We start from the raw sequence: 20,638 nt of genomic DNA on the forward strand, positions 1-20,638 counted from the left end.
ATCCTCTATTGAATTTGCCACCAGCCTACTTTTCTTGGTGTAATGTTAGGAGCAATTACCGTAGTTTGTGTTCCATCCGATTGTGTGATCAGAATGACCAGGTTGTTATCTTTGTTAGGCCCAAGCACAGTGGGTGAGTTGGCATAACTGTTGGACAAACCAATTCCAACTGGGTAGGCTCCATTATACTGATCGGCAATATCGAAGCCTCCATCGCCGGAAATATCAAATCGCGCATATTGGAAAGCTCCACCATTTAAGAAATTCAGTTCCAGCAGCATGGATGTGAAACCAAAGCCACACGAATTAAGAGGTGGCGTGTTTATTGTTGCAATAAATGCCCCGTTAATTAGTTCAGGTGTAGTGATTAGTCTTTGTCCCGCTATAGGCAGATCGGCAAACCATCCTACTTTGTTGCTCCAGTTGATGGTATTCGCTGTCGCAGTGATAATGTCCGCAGATAAACCGGATGTCGCTGAGTTAACCAAGGTCAACGTTTGTTGTTGGAGATTGGCACGAACATAAGGTACTGATGAAAGCGGCTTGTCCCATACTCCATAAATGGTTTGTCTTTGGGTAGTGACCAAATCGGCTGTTGTCAGAAGTTGCCCGGTGCCAAACACAACAAAAAGGCCTTGATTGCGGGGATAATTAGGATTCAATGTCACTAAAGGAGGTGTAGTGATAGGCTGTGGTGTACCAGCAGAGTCTCTTGCCTGGAATAATACGCGGGCACTCCAACTGGCAGGATCAGCGGAGGAAACATCTATTGCCCACAGATTGCCTTGTAAATCGCCGGCATACACTACAGTAATAGGATCAGCTTGCAGTCCGTCTTTTTGTCCCAAAGCAACTGTCGATAATCCCTGGGGTAAATTGACATTACAGGCTGAAGGGACAGCAGCGCAAAGATCTATTTTTCTTAGTAGTGTGCCTGTTTGCGGGTCGACAGCATAAAATACGGATTTGTTGTTAGTGCTGTTGTATCCATTGCCGAAAAAGACGGCAAAATTTAATGAAGATGGACTTCCGGATCTGATTTGACCTATTTGAGGTTTGCTATAAGTTAACCCTAAATCCGTATCAGTAAATTCCCATAGCACGGCATTGGCCACTCCTGGTTCAGAACTCAGGTTTGTCGGATTAGTGATATCCAGGGCAAAGATGCTTTTACCACCTGCATTTTCACCTCCTACCAGAATGGTATGCCAGGAACCATCGGAAAACTGTACATCAGCACTTTCAGGAGATCCGTTGACAAAGAATAAATGATTTTGGTTGTACAGGGGAGAGGTGAGTTGATGAAGATTATTAAATACGGCATTGGGGATAAACGCAAAAAACTCTTCTCCAGTGGTTGCATTAAAAGCATGAAGCATTCCGTCATTTGCACCAACGTATAACATGGGCTGTCGATTGGCATTGGCTTTTGCAAAGCTGATGTAACTGGCTGTTAAATAGGGAGCGCTTGGCGGGCCAACATAGATCACCTGGCTATCGATAATGTCTCCCAATACATGCGAGCGATCACGGAATGTTCCTCCGTTTCTTTTTTCCAAACCAGCATTGCCACGCAGGTACTCTAATCGGTTTTCTCCTAATAAATCACTTGGTTGTAATTGTGCTTGTTGGGTTGCATTAATATTGGCCCAGCGAAACGGTATTCCATCTGCGGCTATGGGATCCCAAGTGGCTATCTTCCGGTTAGTCGACCATCCGGTTCCTGATACTAAGGAATCAAGTGTCGATTGGGCTGACCATTGTATAGAATTGGTTGGTTCTCCGGTATCCTCATCGAGTTCTATGGCTGTCAAATTACCTGTCCAATCCTGATAAGGTGTATCTCTTGTAATAAAATTGGCTTGATATTCCACGGTACTGCTGTCGATACGAGTTGAGCTGATGGCTGCGGCAGAGGTTGAAAAAGAGCCATTTTGGATATTCGATAGAATGGAATTTAAACTACTTACCAGAGCTTCAGGACTCGTCGCTGGATAATAGTTTTCAGTGCCTCCTGCAACGGCCATGGCTCTGAGGGTTGCTGCTGCTTCAGGATTTACAGCAGGATCCACACCTGCTCCCATGCCTATGACAAAAGTAAGAACACCATCATTTTTTAAAGCTTTTATTTCATTGATTGCATCGGACAGGGCCTGACTGTTGGTGCTGCTCAGTGAGCCATCTGCATTAAATGTTGCGGTGACTCCATACCCGGTGGCAGCGGCACTACCTAATGGTGGCCAATATCTTGCCTGGAGGTCTTGGGTTGGTAATCCATCAGAAATTAATATGATGTATTGTTTTTGCGGGCAATTGCCACTGGTAGTTCCAACAGTCTTCATAAAACTTCGAGATCTGGTTAATAGTCCCGCAAGAGGGGATTGTACAGCAGCTGCTTTGATTTCAGTCGTGGCTGTAGAATTTGTTTCAGGTCGAAGATGAGGTAAAAACGCATTGATGGCATTGGTAACACTGGTCGTGGTTGGATTGGTTCCGGCTGTAGTCATATTGACTCGCATATTACCCGTGTTAAAAGATTGATTACTATAGTAGCCAAAACCGCGTTGTACATACATTACCTGTTGTGAAAAGGGAACAAAACCTGCATTGGTAGGCCCTGTAGCGAAACTTCCAATCGACGGTCTGGTTGAAGAATAGGAAAGAAGCACATTACCATTATTATAATTGCCAAGAGAAAAATTGGGAGGATAAGGGGTTGCTGGAGATGGGCCATTAAAGCTTACAAAAACCCCGGGAAATCCACTCCCAGCATAGAGAACGTCATTAATAGTTGGATCATCGCTTGATCCACCAATTTGTAAATACTGGCTTGAAGAAACCAGAGTAGTACCATACAAGTTTCCAATGGATGAGCAGTTACTTGAAACAGTTGATGAAGCGGAACCGTAATTATAACAAGGATTGATAACGTACCGATTTCCAGCTACCGGGGTATTGGTGAACACAAAATTACTTCCGGGTGGCGACATGTAATAAACCCATGTGTTATACGAGCTGATGTTACTTGTACTGTAGGTGCCCAATGCAAAGTCGGTGGTAGGCATGTAATTTTCAATAATGGCTTTCACTCCAGCTTTGGCCACATTGAGTCGGCTTGCGCTGTTATCTACTTTATTTCCTCCCTGGATGACAGTATAAGGCGCCAGGCCGTTGGCATCAGGGCCTTGTACTGGCGGGGTGAAACCAGCCGGTACGGTATAATTCACAGGTGAGCTGGAATTGTAAAGGGAGCTTAAACCAGTTGACAGAGAGCCGGAGCCCGTCATAATTGCTCCACTCAAATTACCATCCATCGATTGGGAGTTACCTATGAGTATCAGCACTTGAGGATGAATCGGGCTGGCAATGATGAGTGGGATTTGTGGAATTGTTAATGGAACAGCATAAAGAGAAACAGAGGCAGACAATAAAATAGCTATAAATGTTCGGGGTAGAATTTTAATTGCTTTCTGACTTCCCTTTCTGATTAAATTCGAAAATTTTAAAGCGTCCATGATAATCAAAACCTACTGTTGAATTTGAATTGTACTTTGTATGAGTACGGAACTATCCCCGCTTGCTCCTGCTGATCGGGCAGTTATTCTGTAAACATTACTTGGTTTTTTCATACTCTGGCCTGGCATGATAACGGACGGCAGTTTTTCAAGGAAATAGCTGGCTTGTGCTCCTGTGTTGCCTTGAAAGCTGTTAATGACTGCCGAACCATTTGACCAGTTAATCGTTTTCCAAAGCGGAGTAGTCGCACTTTGGTCAAATAAATACATTCCATTATTACTGGCGAGAAAACTCTGAGGATTATAAGTACCATTGATGACCAGATTGATGGCTTCATTAATGGCACCTTCAGTTTTTTCAAAACTGATTTCTGAATCGGTTGCATTGGTTGCAATCCGAGTTTGAGACGTGTTTTGTGATATCTGGGTCAAGGCCAAGACAGTGAGCATTGACATAAGCACAAGAGAGGTTATCAGGACATAACCCTGTTGCTTTGAATATTGATTTGTGGGGGTTATGTTCATGATATGGAGTTCCTCAAGTTGATGGTCAATTCAAAAACATGCCTTAAGCGGTTATCAGCGGGTACCGTGATTTGCGTATCCAAAACGTTATATTGTCTCGTTGTTAAGCTTCCTGATCCGAGTTGACCTGCTATCAAAAATCCCAAGCGAATAGCATAGACCTGTGCCCAATCGGTTACGGCATTGGCAGAAACGTATCGAGTAATGACACCATTGTTACCAATGCCATACTGTACTTTCATTATTTCCACGCCAGGAACCAATGGTTGTATTGTCCAGTTGTTGCCAACGAGAGAGGCCCGCATTAAAGAACTTTGCCCTCCTTGGCCTTGACCAACAAAAAATGCAGTTTGTTGGATGGGTATGAATTGGGAGCCGGTTTGAAAATTGACAGGGAAAGCACTGCTTGCATTTTGCAGTACTCCGGCACCCGCATCATGAGTAATCGTAGTTCCTGCTACTCCAGTGATTTGAAATATTACGGTTTTACCACAATCAGAGACTGCTCCAAACATTCCAGAGGTAAGGGACATCCCGCTAGTGCCTTGAACTACAAAGGTATTGCTGCCGGGATCAATCGTGGTTATTCCTGTTGGATAGCTGTCAGAGGTAGAACCTAATACCACCAACACATCACTACCTTGTTGAGCATTGCCAACAAGGGTAGAGTCTAATGCGGGTGACCAATGACTGGCATTGGTGCTATTTGCAGGATTACTTTGGGTTATGGTAAAGCTTGCTCCGCTTCCATTGTAACCCATGAGAATCGTTGGTGTTGTATTCAATATTCCCAAAGGCCTTGGGCCACCAGCATTTAGACTAGAAAGTGCGGTGATGATGGATCCGCAGCCGGCAAATCCAGCCGATCTGATCGTTGGTATGAGTAAATTGGATATGGCATTTTCAGTGCTTTGAATCAGATCCTGCGAGTTCGATGCTTTGTAGAGTTGGGTTTGAGCCAGGTATATTTGTAAAATAGAATAAGTGAGTATCAGTCCAACCAAGGTAGCTATCATCAACTCGACTAATGAAAATCCTTGTTGTAGCCTGTAGTTAATATTCATATCTGACTCTGTACTCTGAATTGAACGAAATTAGCAGTTCCTGATGAAGCGCTGCTAGCTCCTAACTCATTTTGTGCTTTACTATCATCCCATTGTACAGTGACCGTAATCACGGTATTCCCCGCCACACCCGAAAGAGCGGAGGTAATTGAACCACTTCCATTAGGCAGTTGGGACACCACTCTGGTAAGCCAATACCAGGTATCGTATTGTGCCAGTTGATTGGGATTGCATACCGATGCATTGCATAATACCGAAGGAGTATTTACGGTCGTAGGGTATCCATTACTGCCAATATTACTGATATTATAACTCCCATTCGATGCCGCTTCTGAATTCGCCCGAATTCTGTCAAAAATATCGTAGACTGCTTGTACGGCTTGCAGTTTTGCATAACTGGAATTATTCGCTTTGTTGCTGACTATCAACATGCTGGCAATCCCTAACATGCCAATGGCTAATATGACAACGGAAATCAATACTTCCAGCAAAGTCATTCCTTTGTATTTTGCGAATGTATCCATTCTGTTCATCATATTCTATCTCCGCTAAGGGCAGTTTAGAGCCCCATTATTCCAGACAGCCTGGCCGGGTGTTGCTCCAGATTGGACAAATCCGGTAGCTAAAACCATTGCTGATCGGGCAAACGCATTTCCTCGGTTATCACACACAGTGAAGTTACTTTGGGTAGTTGATAATCCATGCGGGTCAAAAACAACACTGGATACATTAGATGTGATAACAGGGTCATTCACTGAGGTTTGGTGAGTTTTTAAAAGAGTGGGTGTGCCGGCCGCGGGTTGGGTTACTACTATCCATCCTGAGCTCCAGTTGGCGCCACAGGCCGTTGAACCCGGTGAACCTAACGGACATACTGCCACATTGACGGCCCGATCAAGTGCCACTCCACGCGCATAGTTTAATGAGCTTACCAGTGAGTCAATGTTTGAAGTCAAACGGTTATTCAAAATCATAGTTCTTAATGAAGGCACAATTAGAGTTAAGATGATGGCGAAAACAGATAGGGTGACTAATAATTCAACTAGCGTGAATCCTGCTATGGATAGAGGGTTACTGCTAAGGGGGATTTCAGTATCAAAGCTGTCTTTGCAAAGGTCATTGTATATTATTTTTGTTTCTTTATTTTGTGCTATATTAGATTGTGTGGGCAACACACTTGTGTCCACACAAAATAATAAAGTAGCGATATTGCGCACAGTGAACCTTTGTGATTCCCTTATCACTTTATTCAAAGCCTTATCCCTATCGTTTGATCAAGCCCATTACATTGTAAATTATAGTACAAATTAGTTGATTTTTTTTACAATTGGTTGTCGTAACAACAGTTGGTTGTCGTAATTTTAAAGATTGCATCTCTACTGATACTAAAGAGAGAGAATCATATAGGCGCTCGGGCAAGTAATCTGGCAAAAACTATTTACAGCTTGAAGACTTCATGGTGATTATTAATCCCAATCCATAAATGATTCTATATTTAAATCCGTTTCTTCTTCGACAGGTTTTTTTGTAAGCATTCGAGTTTTATGACAATGATAGTTGTCTTTGAATGTTTTGAGGGCGTCTTCCAGGCTCACAAAAGTGTAACCATTTTGTTTGTATAAATTAATAATATCAGGTAGGACATAGGCATTCAGTAAGTTAGCATGAATTAACAGGATTTGCGCTTGATCTGGATTACGATGATATTGCGTATGCTCTTCAGCCTTTAAAGTTTGTTGCCATATGAAGTCAAGATAAAATGGTTTCAACTCATCCAGATAAGCTCGCCTTCCCAGTTCAGGGACAGATAATAAGCGTTGATTAAAGACAAAATCTTTGCTGTCAATAGTAATCGGGGCAACACGATAGTGATGTTTTTCAAGATAACAGAGGATTTTATTTTTTTTATTTCCAGAACTCATTGCCAAATAGGGATAGCGAAAATACTTGGGTTCAGTGAGGACGGACATTAAAAGTGAATCTGCTTCTTTAATTTCCTGGATATATTCTTTCGCTTTAAGCTTGTTTAAATTGGCATGAGAAAAAGTATGGTTGCCCAATCCGAAACCTGCATCACGGAATTTATGAAGCATTTCCCAGTTATCAGGCCTTACTTCTTTGGCAATGATAAAACCTGTTGCTGGTACTTTTTCATCTTTCATCGTATTCATCATCATATTCAGATGAAAGTTTCGGTATTCACCAACAAAGGGCAAATCATCAATTGTGATTGCCATGGCCTTTTTTTGAGCAAATACGTTGTTAAATCCTATCAGGCAAAATATTGAGAAAAGTAGTAAATATCTCGTAACAGTCTTGATTTTCATTCGAAATTTAATATGTGTAAGGTCAATTGAGAAAAATATTGTCACTATTGTAACAAAAATTACGATGAATAGCTTATATTTAAGAATTTATTAAAATAAGAAATACAAATAAACAGCCTTACTTTTAAAATAAGGCTGTTTATGATAGAGAATCGATATTAATTGCTCAAATTAACTATACTGTCAGTTTACCACTTTCTTCCGCAGTATTTTGATCTTTTAAGTCATCTTCTTCGTCTTCTTCAGACGTGGTTGGTGCCTTTTTAAACCAGCTACCAACATATCCAGTGACTGAACTCGCAATGGAATAACCCTCTTTTTTGGGTTTTAATGCTTCCAGCTCTTCCTTACGTTTGGTGACGCAAGCTTCAATGGCATCAGTACGACATGTTTTTATCATGTTTTGTATTAACGTCAAGACAGAAACCAATTGGAATCCGGCTATGTCTGAAAACATGTTGTTTTCTCGAATGGATTCCTTGGTAATTTTTTTATTTGACTGTTCAGAACGTTCAATGACCATATGACGAATGAACTTATTGGCAGCAGCAATCAGTACTTCCTTATCTTCACAGCAATCGGCATTAGCATGAAGTATAGTGCTTAAACCAGTATGAATCACAGTAGCGCTGATTTTATCGTTGCTTAATGGATCTTTTCCATACTCCTGGGCTATTTGGCCACGAACGATATACATTGCTCCAGCAAGAATTGCCATTTTTTCAGACGACTCAAGAGATTGGTTAGGGATCTTGTCCAGTTGTTCTGCCATGGTTTGTAAAAATTTCAGTTGTGCTGAACGGGCTTGACTTAAAGCAGAAATTTTAGCTACGTTCTTATCAGAAAGTTCATCAAGAATTAATTGATGAAGAGCGCCTTTCATCTCATCCCAGGATTTGAATTGCTCAACAATGGATGAGTCGATTTGTTTTTCTACATGGAAGCTATTCGCATTGACTTTGGTTTTTCCATCAGCAGTCAATTTTGCCAAAGCACTATTTTCAGCTGATTCTTCTTGTTCATAACTCAATTTCGCTAGAGAGAATATCTTTTTTAACGAAAGGACTTGCAGGAAATGCTCCTTTTTTAAGCCTTGACGAGAATCATTGTTTTCATAAATGAAATTTAAGAATTTATTTAATCCTCTGTAAAACATAATGTTTTGCTCAGAGGTCGGCATGTTTTCATCAGTAATACCCATTCCATCCATCAAGCGAGTAAAGAGTAAGCTGTTTTCTTTCTTTTCCATCACCCGCAGATTATTTTCAACGTCTTTGCAAACTAGCAGCATAGCACCATAAAACACATGGACATAGCTTGCCAATGAACGTGGTTTCAGTTCATCTATTTTTGCTTCCAATTGATTGAGAACAGCAGTCAGAAATTGAAGCTCTTCTTTTCTGGGGTTGGGAAGGTCTTCAATTTTGTCCTTTTTTTCGCGTTGAAGGATGATTTTAACGGTGTCATTAAAATGACTTTTCAGTACATCAAATTCCTTTAAAACAAACGTCATGTTAGTCTCCAAAAATCCAAGTAAGATTAATGTAAGAAATACTTACAGTGGCCAGTGTAAACTAAACTTAAGCTGACGTCATGTATTTTCATTATACAATTTAAAAATATATAATAATCATTTTAAAATTAAGAAGCCGCGCTTAGACATGAAGGTCTATCAAAAAACAGGAAACGCAATTTAGGGAATAATTGGCTTTATGGACTTTATTCCCGGGAGCACTTTGTCCGTGGTAACCACAGGCACACTCCAATACTCCACTGGATGCTACCCGGATTTAGTGGTTTAAATAACAGAGGTATATTTTGAGTTTTCAAATAGATAAAGAGATCCAGAAAAAATTCTTTAATTACACCCTGTTTGCATTGATTTTTCTGCTGATATGTCGATTGGTTGCCAATTATTTTTTTCCTTTGTTTGATACGACCGAATCCCGTTACGCTGAAATTGCACGCAAAATGCTGGAGACAGGGAACTGGGTGATTTTGCAGCAGGATTATGGCGTTCCTTTTTGGGCTAAACCGCCTTTATCCACCTGGTTGTCTGCTTTTTTTATGCAACTATTGGGTGTCAATGAATTTGCAGTCCGCTTGCCGGGTCTTTTGCTGTCTATTGGTGTTTTATGGTTGGTTTGGGGAGTGGCAAAAAAACAGAGTGGCTCAATGGCTGCGCTCTTTTCCCTATTAACACTGGCAGGGTCGCTTTATTTTTTCCTTGATGCAGGGACCGTGATGACTGACCCTGCCCTACTTTTTTGTATCACGCTTGCAAGTGTCTCGTTTTGGCATGCCATGGTTTATGAAAACAAGATATGGTCTTATGCATTTTTCGCAGGATTGGGCCTGGGTTTATTAGCAAAAGGCCCAATTGCTGTGGTACTGGTCGGAATGGTTGTATTTTTCTGGGTTCTGCTACGCAATGAATGGCTTAATCTATGGAAGAGATTACCGTGGTTTAAGGGCACATTTCTTCTTTTGTTAATTGCTATGCCCTGGTATATTCTGGCTGAATTACGAACTCCTGGATTTTTAAATTATTTTATCCTGGGAGAGCATTTCCATCGATTTTTAACCCCGGGCTGGTCTGGTGATAAATACGGGATAGTACATCATGTACCTAAAGGAACGATATGGTTATATGCTATAGCAGGCATCTTTCCGTGGAATATTATAGCAGGCGGCTTGCTGGTGACACATGGAAAAGAGCTGCCTTCTCTATGCCAAAGTGAAGACGGATGGTTAAGTTATTTAACTCTTTGGATGATCGCGCCACTTCTTTTTTTCACTTTTGCCAGCAACATTATATATCCCTATGTGTTTCCTTCTCTACCCGCATTTGCTTTGCTTTTTGCTGAAGTTTTGAATCGCTTGAATTTAGGACTGAAACATTTGAAGTGGATCTCTATCTCATCGTTACTCTGTGGAGTTTTATTTTTGGCAGTAGCCTTTGTAGTTGGTGTAAAACCAGACCTTGTGCCTAATACACATAAACCGATTATTGCTACATGGCTGAATCAGAAACCAACTAAAGGCAGTCACCTTGTATATTGGGGATACAAGACAGATTTCTCCGCCGAGTTTTACTCAGGTGGTCAAGTGAAATCTGTTAAAAACCCAAGCGAATTATGTAAATTATTCTCTAACCATTTGGAAAACTATTTGGTTATCAATAACAAAGAAACTCAGCAGATTCCCGGAGAAGTACTTGCAAAATTGACACCCATCAACACATTCAGAGTTCATCGGGATACCTTGATATTGTTCCATTCTCCTGTGCTGACTTGTTGAGCAGTGGTTTCTAATTCCATCTCATAGTAAAGTAAAGCAAACGAAGCTGAAAATAATAAATCTATGGCAAAATTATATTTCTACTATGCCGCTATGAACGCAGGTAAAAGTACCGTCTTACTACAGTCCAGTTATAATTACAGAGAGCGAGGTATGCAAACTCTGTTATTTACCCCAGCCATTGATACACGTTACCAATATGGAACTATCAGTTCACGAATAGGTTTATCTGAGCAGGCTTATGCGTTTAACAATACAGATAATCTCTATGTTTTGACTCAGGAATTGCAACTACAAGCCCCAAAATACTCGTGTGTCCTGATTGACGAGGCTCAATTTTTGACTCGAGAGCAAGTATATCAATTAACTGAAATAACCGATCAAATGTCTATCCCCGTATTGGCTTATGGCTTGCGTACTGACTTTAGAGGTGAATTATTTCCAGGGAGTCAATTTTTACTCGCATGGGCAGACGAGTTAATTGAATTAAAGACAATCTGTCATTGTGGCCGTAAAGCAATTATGAACATGAGAATTGATGAAAATGGGGAGGCTGTTGTTGAGGGTGAGCAGGTATTAATAGGTGGCAATGAATCCTATGTTGCTACCTGTCGGTTGCATTATAAACGAAGTGAAGCAGGAATGAAGTTTCCGCGAAATAAATTGTTCAATAAAGATACCAATGTTTTTTAAGTTTTGCTATAATTTGTCGCAATTTTTAGACCTTAAATAAAGGAGAGATGGTGTCGCATTCTGTCGCATTGGAATCGAGAGCTTTTGTTCCTCGTGGTGACTTTATGGCTTGGGTGGTTTGTCTTTCTGCGGGTCTTTTCTTTTTATACGAGTTTTTTCAACTCAATATTTTTGATGTGATTAATCAGTCGCTTCGAGAAGATTTCCATATAGATGCCACCCAATTAAGCTGGATGTCCAGTACTTATTTATGGGCCGATATCCTTTTTCTTTTACCAGCTGGTCTTATTCTCGATAGATTTTCAACCAGAAAAGTTATTCTGACAGCGATGTTTGTTTGTGTTGTTGGAACCATAGGGTTTGCAATTACAGAATCATTTTTTCTCGCCTCGTTTTTCCATTTTCTCTCAGGAATAGGTAATGCCTTCTGTTTTTTATCTTGTGTTGTTCTGGTCTCTCATTGGTTTCCTCCCAGAAGGCAGGCGTTAGTCATTGGTTCATTAGTGACTATGGCCTTTATTGGTGGCATGATGGCACACACACCTTTTGCGTACTTGAATGATTTGTTTGGCTGGCGGCGCGCATTGTTAATTGATGGGATTGTAGGGGCTTTCTTAATAGTATGGATATACATGATTGTACGAGACAGACCTGAAGAGTCGCCAGCATATAAGTTAACCAATGAAGGACAGATACTATCGAGTTTCATGAAAGCTTTGTCCAATAAACAAAATTGGCTGGCAGGCTTGTATACCTCTTTACTTAATTTACCTATTATGGTCTTGTGTGCCCTATGGGGTGCGAGCTACCTGCAAGTGGCTCATCATTTGTCTGATATTGCGGCAAGTAATGTTGTCAGTCTTATCTTCATGGGTAGCGTTGTCGGTTGCCCATTGGTTGGTTGGTTATCTGATACCCAAGGGCGTCGTAAACCTTTAATGATTTTCGGAGCGGTAGCTACTTTAATTACTACTATTCCTCTATTTATCAATGTGGTTCTGACTCAAATGAGTCTCAGTATCCTCTTTTTTGCTTTGGGATTGTTTACCAGTACCCAAGTGATTTCTTACCCCTTGGTTGCTGAAAGCAATCAGGCAGAAAATACTGGTGCTGCAACTGGAATTGCCTCTGTCATTATCATGGGTGGGGGCGGCGTTGCTCAAGTTCTGTTTGGTTGGCTTATGACACATCACGCGGGAACAAATGTTACGGCGTATACGGTTAGCGATTTTCAATTTGCCATGTGGATGTTCCCCGTTGCCGCAATCGCAGGTCTCGTTGCTGTGCTCATGACTCGTGAAACATACTGCAAGAGATAGAGAGAGGAGAAATAATGCAGGTAGTGGATGAATTTAAGGGATACGATATCAAAGCATCGTTAATACCCTGGCTGGTTTGTTTTGCAGCAACTATGTTTTTCTTTTACGAATTTATTCAGGGAAATATGTTTGCTTCCATTGCAGCAAATATCATGCAGGATTTTCATATTCAAGCCGATAAAATGGCTTATTTATCGAGCATCTATTACTTGGCAAATGTCATTTTTTTGTTTATCGCCGGTATGGTTTTGGATCGGTTTTCAATTAAAAACACCATTTTAATTGCTATGTTTCTCTGTGTGATCAGTACCTTTATCCTTTCTTATTCAGATTCTTTTTACGTGGCTTTATTTTGCAGGTTTGTAACTGGCATAGGGAGCGCATTTTGCTTTTTAGGTCCCGTCCGTTTGGCATCTCATTGGTTTCCTCCTCAGCGTATGGCATTAGTGACTGGCGCTATTGTAACCGTTGCAATGACAGGTGGAATGCTGGCGCAATATCCTTTAACCAAACTCGTTTTATATGTTGGTTGGCGCCAAGCAGTTCAGGACGTCGGGATATTGGGTTTGGCCATGTTAGTTCTGATGTTTTTTTGGATTAAAGAAAGGCCTCAAGTCGCAGTCAAGAAAGAAGGAAAACCTATCAATGTGTTTGTGGCGGCAAGAAAAGCCTACTTAAATGCTCAAAATTTGCGTGCGGCCTTATACACTAGTCTTATGAACATGGCCATTGCAGTATTTGGCGCCATGATGGGGACTTTGTATCTTGAACAGAGATTGGGTATTAGCCCTGACCAGGCAGCTATGATTAATGGTATGCTGTTTTTTGGAGCCATTATAGGATCACCTTTGATGGGGTGGATATCTGATAAGGTAGGATTGCGTGTGCTGCCCATGAAAGGAGGTGTTTTTGCCTCTTTGCTTATTTTGATGGGAGTACTTTATTTACCTGTTTCAGTAACAATGATGTCCGTATTGTTCTTTCTATTGGGATTATTTACCTCAGCTCAAGTTATCAGCTATGCTTTGGTAGCTGAAAGCAGCCCTCCCATGATGACTGCAACAGCCGTCAGTGTTGTTTCCATATTAACTCAAGGCGGATATCTTATTTATCAAAACTTGTTCAGTACTCTGTTGACGAATTATGGTGATGTTCGTTTGATAAATGGTGTGCCAGTCTATTTGCTTGAAGCTTATCAGCATGCAGCAATTATTTTACCCATAGGGTTATTGATCGCATTAATTTTGTTATTCGGATTAAAAGAAACTCGCTGCCAACAAATTGAGCATACAGTATGACCGGGCGAGTTTGCGTATTGCTAATGGATTCTTTTGGAATCGGAGCCAGCCTTGATGCTGCCCGTTATGGAGATGCGGGAGCTAACACCTTGGTTCACATTTATGAAGCCTGTATGCGAGGCGAATGTGATATTAGTGGAGTTCGTCAAGGTCCTTTAATGCTTCCAAATCTTGCGGGCAAGGGGCTTTACCATGCTGCCATGGCCAGTTCAGGATTACCTTTTATTGATTTGGCTACTTTAGCTATTCCTTCTGGATATTATGGATATGCGGTAGAGCAAAGCTTGGGCAAGGATACTCCAAGCGGTCATTGGGAAATGGCTGGAGTGCCTGTGACTTTTGAGTGGGGATATTTCCCGGATAAACCTTACTGTTTCCCTAAAGAATTAATTTCAGAATTCATTAAACAATGTAATTTGCCAGGAGTTTTGGGAGAAAAGCATGCTTCAGGAACGGTCATTATAGACGAGCTTGGTGAGGAGCATATTCATACCGGTAAGCCGATAGTGTACACTTCTGCCGACAGCGTGTTTCAAATCGCCGCACATGAAGAAGCATTTGGTTTGCAGCGTCTATATGATATCTGCAAAATTGCTCGAAACTTGGTAGATCAATATCAAATTGGCCGAGTGATTGCTCGTCCCTTTACAGGTAATCCGGGTTCGTTTAAAAGAACAGGCAATAGAAAAGATTATGCTACTCCTCCTCCCGAAAAGACTTTGCTTGATTTTTTAAAGGAAGCCGGTCGGGAAGTGATTGCTATAGGAAAGATTGCAGACATCTATGCGCATCAAGGGGTTACGCAAGAAATCAAAGCAGATGGCAATATGGCCTTGTTTGATGCCACTTTATCCGCAATGAAAACAGCCCCGGAAGGTAGCTTGGTATTTACAAATTTTGTTGATTTTGATTCTTCTTATGGGCATAGGCGTGATGTAGCTGGTTATGCGTATGCACTAGAAGAATTCGACGCGCGTCTGCCAGAGTTGGATGCTCTCTTACAACCCGATGACATGGTTTTTATCGCAGCAGATCACGGATGTGATCCGACTTTCCCAGGATCGGATCATACTCGTGAGCACATTCCAGTGTTAGTATTTGGTCCTCAAGTAAAGAGCAAGTTTATTGGGCGAAGAGATTGTTTCGCTGATATCGGTCAGAGTATTGCCGAGCATTTGCAATTATTATCCCCGCTCTCCCATGGTGTTTCTTTTTTGTAAAAGATTATGTTTTTTATATCCACTCCCTTACGGTCGTGGCTCGGATTATCGTTCAAACCGAGCCACGACCGTAAGGGAGTGGATATGTGGATATAACGCTTAATACTTTGAGATATTAAGAACACTTAATTTTTCTCCCCTCCCTATTGATTTTTTACGTATCATCCCCATTTACCTCGTTTCTGCAATGTAATTGAGGATTTTATTTTGGAACAATTTCATGGGACAACAATACTTTCGGTACGACGCGGTAATCAGGTGGTCATAGGTGGAGATGGGCAAGTTACTCTTGGCAATACCGTGATGAAAGGCAATGCACGTAAAGTTCGGAGGTTGTATAAAGATAAAGTGATTGCTGGTTTTGCAGGCGGAACAGCAGATGCTTTTACTCTTTTCGAACGGTTTGAAGCAAAACTGGAAATGCATCAGGGGCATTTGATTAGAGCAGCTGTTGAATTGGCTAAAGATTGGCGAACCGATAGAATTCTGCGTCGATTAGAGGCAGTGCTTGCAGTAGCGGATAGCAAGGCTTCTTTAATTATTACTGGTAATGGCGATGTGATTGAACCCGAAGAAAGTTTAATTGCAATCGGCTCTGGTGGTCCCTTTGCTCAAGCTGCAGCCAGAGCTCTTATGGAAAACACACAGTTATCTGCCAAGGAGATTGTCCAGAAAGCTTTAACAATCGCTGGTGACATTTGTATTTACACTAACAACAATTTAACCATAGAAGAATTAAATGATGAAGGCAAATAATATGGTCATGACCCCTCGAGAGATAGTACAGGAATTAGATAAGCACATTATTGGTCAAGATGATGCAAAACGTGCGGTAGCCATTGCATTACGTAATCGTTGGCGTCGAATGAAAATCAAAGATCCGACATTGCGCAATGAGATAATGCCTAAAAATATTTTAATGATAGGCCCTACCGGTGTTGGTAAAACGGAGATTGCAAGGCGTTTGGCTAATTTAGCTAAAGCACCGTTTATTAAAGTGGAAGCAACCAAATTCACGGAAGTGGGATATGTAGGGCGCGACGTCGATTCGATCATTCGTGATTTAACGGATATTGCAATCAAGCAAGAGCGTGAATTCGCTATGAAAAAAGTGGAGCATTTGGCAGAAGATGCGGCCGAAGAGCGAATCCTGGATGCTTTACTCCCTCCTGCTCGAGGGGCATTAACTCCCAGCGAGAAAAACACGACCGCTCGTCAAGTGTTTCGCAAGCAACTGCGTGAAGGCGAACTTAATGATAATGAAATAGAAATTGAAGTAGCGGCAACACCTGTCGGCATTGAAATTATGGCTCCTCCTGGTATGGAAGAGATGACCAGCCAATTGCAGTCTATGTTTCAACAAGTTGGGAGTTATAGAACGAAAACTCGAAAAATGACCGTTGCCAAGGCAATGAAAATTTTGAGAGAGGAAGAAGCGGCAAAATTAATTAACGAAGAAGATATTAAGTTAAAAGCGATTGAAAGTGTTGAGCAAAATGGAATAGTGTTCATTGATGAGCTGGATAAAATCGCCAAACGTTCTGATACTGTTGGTGGGGGAGATGTATCGCGTGAAGGTGTTCAGCGAGATTTATTGCCTTTGGTTGAAGGAACTACCGTTTCAACAAAATACGGTATGGTAAAATCCGATCACATTTTATTTATTGCTTCGGGCGCTTTTCATGTAGCTAAGCCCTCTGATTTAATCGCTGAATTGCAAGGACGTTTACCTATACGTGTTGAGTTGTCAGCTCTCTCGGTGGAAGATTTTGTACGAATCCTTACTGAGCCAACTGCCTCTTTGACGTTACAGTATTCTGCATTGATGGAAACTGAAGGGTTAACTCTTACCTTTGATGAAACAGGTATTCGACGTATTGCTGAAGTAGCTTGGCAAGTGAATGAGCGTACAGAAAACATTGGAGCAAGAAGATTATATACTGTTATGGAGCGTTTATTGGAAGTGGTGTCATTTGAAGCGACTGATAAAGCAGGTGAAACAGTACATGTGGATAAAACCTATGTAGAAAAGAACTTGGGCCAACTAATCGCTGATGAAGATTTGGCGCGTTATATTTTGTAATTTAAAACAGTTAAAACTGAAATTAAGCATTAAAATTTTTTAATATATCAACTTATTATGGGAGATATTTCTTGAAGAAGGAGGTATCTCTCATCGGAGTTTAATTACCTGGTCAAACAATTTTCTTTGCACAAAACAAGCCACTGCCAGTATATTTTGATATCATTATGTACATAATGGTCGTTTTTATTAGTGATATATGAAAACCAAGCGAATTCTTGATCCCAATATTGATATTAGAACGTTTCCTGAAGTAACAGCAGATTTTTCCATGACCGATATTAGCATGGGAGATTTGCACGCTAATGCCTTACTTTTTCTCAATATCCTTGTTCGCCAGGGAATAATTGATATTTCTCCCGAAAACTATGCCAAATTTGCTGAAATTTATACGTTGCCAGAGCTTCAGGCAGATTACTGGGGGACAGAAGCACCTGTTTTTAGCGCTAAAAATAAAAAAGAGCGCCTGGAGGAAATCAAGGAACAATACAATGCATTAATAGCGCAAATCAAAATTATTAATACTAAAAAACTGGTTCGCTTGATAGGTGATGAATTAGTCGATCGCGGTGTTATTGATTATTTCATCTTAAAATTATTAAAAGCTTTACACGATCAAGGTGCTGATTTTGAAATATTACTATCAAATCATGGAATTGAGTTTGTAGAGGCATGTGAACTATTCAAGGAAAATGGTAACAAATTAGTCGCAAAAAGATTGGGAAATATTGAGCATGGTAATTCATTTCATGCTTTACAAGAAGCAATAGCTGCGGGTGCGATTTCAAATGAAGAGGTGTTAAATATTTATCATCAAGTTTACAAAAAACACTTGAAAATTATTTCTTACTCCTTGGATCCTGATGCAAATGAAATTAAAGTTTTTAGCCATGCTGGTATTGGTTTAAGTCATATTCGAGGGCTTGCCCGAAAATTTAAAGTACCCTATTCAGAAGAGTCGGCTGTTGATTTGGCTAAAACAATTGATGCAATTAACAAAAAATTCGCAGAAAAAGCATCTGCGGGAGAAATTCACACGCTTTATACCCATGATATGATGTATAGAGGTTATGCAGGCGAATATTTAAATTCAACAGACGAAGTGGTTGCCGCAACGGTCTGGGGACGTGAATATGGGGATTTAATTCGAACGTCTAAAAAATTTAAAGTCACATTTATTCATGGCCACGATAGTTACGATCCTGAAAAGGTAGAACATGTCACTTTAAATAATCAATTAGGACAATTCCAAAATAATGTAGGTGATTTATATCTCTATGCTACCAATGGCTTGAGAGCAGTTCCAACACAATATTTAAATCCAGATAAAAAAATTCAGAATCAAAGGGAAAAAAATCGACCAGCTAAGTCTAATGATTACGTTGTAAAAATCCATCATACAAAACCATCATTTTTTAAAACAACTAATCCCAAGATGACATTCCCGGACAGTTACAAACAAATATGGGACAGTACAAAAGGGGGATCCAATATCGCCAGGATTAAGGCATTACTTAAAGATTATACCAAGGAAGACAGTGTCTTTGGCTCGTTCTGGGGGTTAATATTCACATTGCACTGGGGGAGACATCATGTCAAATCGGTACATCAGATTGCGCAAACCAGATACACATCTGTAGAAGCAATTCTCGCTGATTTGAAAGCACTTAAGCCAAGAGAAGGCGGTTCATTGGATAAACGCATTAAGTTTATTGAATCGCAAATTATGATTCTGAGGGGTGATAATCCAGGTTCACAATTCAATTTGTAATACGTTTTTGTGCTGCTCAATTGCTTAAGTTATCATTCAGGTTTTAGAAGCCAGTGATACTGGTTTCAGATTGCATTACAGGGCTATCTTGTCTCCTGAATAACCTGAAATCATTACAAGAGGTTATTTAAGTACTATTCCTGTCTTCTTGAATAATTCTTCCAGGTTAATATCCAGGGATTTTTTCAATTCTTCATTATGCCTTTTAAAAGCAGCTCTCCATTGTTCAGCAAGGGATGCTTTGGAATATTGCAGTTCCAGATGAGTTGGCAAGCGATAGGGTAATAATTGAGTCAAATCATAGAGAGTAACGTGACTGAGATCACGACTTAACATGTAATGCCCATCTGCGGTAGCATGGATCAGTTCATGATAAATCAGAGCATTGATCATTTCATCCACGTCCACAGCGAAAGGTTGTTTACTGGCATCCACCAGATCATTAAAACTTAATCCTTTCCCATGTTGTTGCGCTAGCCATAACTGGTGCAGCCAGAGCAATGCGTGTGAAAAGCCATCGAGAGATTTCCCTCCTCGACGCTGATGATGCACTGAAAAGGCATAACTGATTTCAGCACCTAACAAAGTAATAATCCATACCCAATAAACCCAGATGAAAAATATAGGTACTGTGGCAAATGCCCCGTACAACAATTCATAGGTATTATAGCGTATCAAATAATAAGCGAATGCATGCTTGGCTGATTCAAACAAGATGGCGGCAACCAGCCCACCCCAAAAAGCATGGCGGATCTTGACAGGGCAATTAGGCACCACCACGTATAAAAAGGTAAAGCCAATCAGTGAAAGAAAAAATGGGGAATAGTGAAGAATGGTGTAAGGGGCTCCATGATCTGCCAATATTGGCATTGAGAATAAATAAGAGCTTGCTGCCAGGCTCAAACCTAATAAAACCGGGGCAAGAGAGATGATAGCCCAATAGAGTAAAAAGGCAGAGACACCATGTCGAGATGAACTCACCCTCCAGATTTTATTCATAGCCCGTTCAATAGTGAACATGACTAATAAAGCAGTGAAAATTAGAAAGACTACACCCCAAATTGAGAGTTTTGATACCTGGGAGGTAAATTGCTGTAAATAGCTTTGCACAATTTTGCCTGTAGCTGGAACGAAATTGTCAAAAATAAAATTCTGTACCGGCTCAGCCAAACCTTTGAATACGGGAAATGAAGAAAATATCGCCAAACCCACAGACATCAATGGCACAACGGCCAGCAGGCTTGTAAAGGCCAATGCCGAGGCAATATAGGTACAATCGTCTTGTATGAAATGTTGGATAACAAACCGAACAAAGCGATCGCAGGAATAGAATTTAGTTTTTATTTTATCTTTCCAATTCATGGATTAAATAGAAGATTTTTATTGTATAACTATATCGTTTTATACCTGTTTTTGTATAGCCAGGATTTGCGCAAAATTCCAATCCCATTGTTAAAAAAGGTTTTTAATTCGGTCATTTAGGCTGTTTAAACTCTCATGAACAAATCAATTCATAAAAAGTT

General features: G+C 40.6%; 16 protein-coding genes. 8 read left to right on the top strand and 8 right to left on the bottom strand.

Annotation, left to right across the window (positions count from 1 at the left end; all coding sequences use genetic code 11):
* Window positions 1-5: 5 nt before the first annotated feature.
* The 7 genes from CC34_RS0115760 to CC34_RS0115790 all read right to left on the bottom strand — a co-directional run bounded on the left by CC34_RS0115760 (window position 6) and on the right by CC34_RS0115790 (window position 8,956).
* Window positions 6-3,515, bottom strand: a complete 3,510-nt coding sequence (locus tag CC34_RS0115760; protein WP_028379725.1) for a pilus assembly protein — start codon at window positions 3,513-3,515, stop codon at window positions 6-8.
* Between the two features lie 12 nt (window positions 3,516-3,527).
* Window positions 3,528-4,040: a pilus assembly PilX family protein gene (locus CC34_RS0115765; RefSeq protein ID WP_027228449.1), complete on the bottom strand. Its 513-nt coding sequence runs from the start codon at window positions 4,038-4,040 to the stop codon at window positions 3,528-3,530.
* On the bottom strand, window positions 4,037-5,104 hold the full coding sequence (locus tag CC34_RS0115770; RefSeq protein ID WP_028378188.1) for a PilW family protein: 1,068 nt from the start codon (window positions 5,102-5,104) through the stop codon (window positions 4,037-4,039). Before CC34_RS0115770 ends, CC34_RS0115765 begins: the two co-directional genes overlap by 4 nt.
* Window positions 5,101-5,640, bottom strand: a complete 540-nt coding sequence (pilV, locus tag CC34_RS0115775) for a type IV pilus modification protein PilV (protein WP_027228451.1) — start codon at window positions 5,638-5,640, stop codon at window positions 5,101-5,103. The genes CC34_RS0115770 and pilV overlap by 4 nt, the downstream gene beginning before the upstream one ends.
* A gap of 12 nt (window positions 5,641-5,652) precedes the next feature.
* Window positions 5,653-6,357: a GspH/FimT family pseudopilin gene (locus CC34_RS01000000116710; protein WP_027228452.1), complete on the bottom strand. Its 705-nt coding sequence runs from the start codon at window positions 6,355-6,357 to the stop codon at window positions 5,653-5,655.
* 213 nt (window positions 6,358-6,570) lie between these two features.
* Window positions 6,571-7,431 carry a polysaccharide deacetylase family protein gene (locus CC34_RS0115785; RefSeq protein WP_027228453.1) on the bottom strand — a complete coding sequence of 287 codons (861 nt, stop codon included), beginning with the start codon at window positions 7,429-7,431 and terminating at the stop codon, window positions 6,571-6,573.
* A 175-nt stretch (window positions 7,432-7,606) separates the two neighbouring features.
* Window positions 7,607-8,956, bottom strand: a complete 1,350-nt coding sequence (locus CC34_RS0115790; RefSeq protein ID WP_080272249.1) for a lpg0634 family Dot/Icm T4SS effector — start codon at window positions 8,954-8,956, stop codon at window positions 7,607-7,609.
* A gap of 293 nt (window positions 8,957-9,249) precedes the next feature.
* Here CC34_RS0115790 and CC34_RS0115795 point away from each other — a divergent pair, with 293 nt between their 5' ends.
* The 8 genes from CC34_RS0115795 to wip all read left to right on the top strand — a co-directional run bounded on the left by CC34_RS0115795 (window position 9,250) and on the right by wip (window position 19,115).
* The gene (locus CC34_RS0115795) at window positions 9,250-10,731 is read left to right on the top strand and encodes an ArnT family glycosyltransferase (protein ID WP_027228455.1); all 1,482 of its coding nucleotides are present in this window, start codon (window positions 9,250-9,252) and stop codon (window positions 10,729-10,731) included.
* A 63-nt stretch (window positions 10,732-10,794) separates the two neighbouring features.
* Window positions 10,795-11,424, top strand: coding sequence for a thymidine kinase (locus tag CC34_RS0115800; protein WP_027228456.1), 630 nt, complete (start codon window positions 10,795-10,797; stop codon window positions 11,422-11,424).
* A gap of 47 nt (window positions 11,425-11,471) precedes the next feature.
* Window positions 11,472-12,743 (top strand): MFS transporter, encoded by a 1,272-nt coding sequence (locus tag CC34_RS0115805; protein ID WP_080272250.1) that lies wholly within the window; start codon window positions 11,472-11,474, stop codon window positions 12,741-12,743.
* Window positions 12,744-12,757: 14 nt separating this feature from the next.
* Window positions 12,758-14,041: an MFS transporter gene (locus tag CC34_RS0115810; protein WP_027228458.1), complete on the top strand. Its 1,284-nt coding sequence runs from the start codon at window positions 12,758-12,760 to the stop codon at window positions 14,039-14,041.
* Entirely contained in the window at window positions 14,038-15,261 is a 1,224-nt protein-coding gene (locus CC34_RS0115815) for a phosphopentomutase (RefSeq protein WP_027228459.1), read from the top strand. The genes CC34_RS0115810 and CC34_RS0115815 overlap by 4 nt, the downstream gene beginning before the upstream one ends.
* Window positions 15,262-15,468: 207 nt before the next feature.
* A complete protein-coding gene (gene hslV, locus CC34_RS0115820) occupies window positions 15,469-16,017 on the top strand; it encodes an ATP-dependent protease subunit HslV (protein WP_010946377.1) in 549 nt (182 codons plus the stop codon).
* A gap of 1 nt (window position 16,018) precedes the next feature.
* A complete protein-coding gene (hslU, locus tag CC34_RS0115825; RefSeq protein ID WP_027228460.1) occupies window positions 16,019-17,344 on the top strand; it encodes an ATP-dependent protease ATPase subunit HslU in 1,326 nt (441 codons plus the stop codon).
* Window positions 17,345-17,543: 199 nt separating this feature from the next.
* Window positions 17,544-19,115, top strand: a complete 1,572-nt coding sequence (gene wip / locus CC34_RS0115830; protein WP_027228461.1) for a Dot/Icm T4SS effector Wip — start codon at window positions 17,544-17,546, stop codon at window positions 19,113-19,115.
* Between the two features lie 123 nt (window positions 19,116-19,238).
* Here wip and CC34_RS0115835 read toward each other — a convergent pair whose 3' ends face one another.
* Complete coding sequence (locus CC34_RS0115835; protein WP_027228462.1) at window positions 19,239-20,477, bottom strand: YihY family inner membrane protein; 1,239 nt, start codon at window positions 20,475-20,477, stop codon at window positions 19,239-19,241.
* Between the last annotated feature and the right edge of the window lie 161 nt (window positions 20,478-20,638).

The organism is Legionella pneumophila subsp. fraseri (assembly GCF_000586315.1).
GTDB lineage: Bacteria > Pseudomonadota > Gammaproteobacteria > Legionellales > Legionellaceae > Legionella > Legionella pneumophila_B.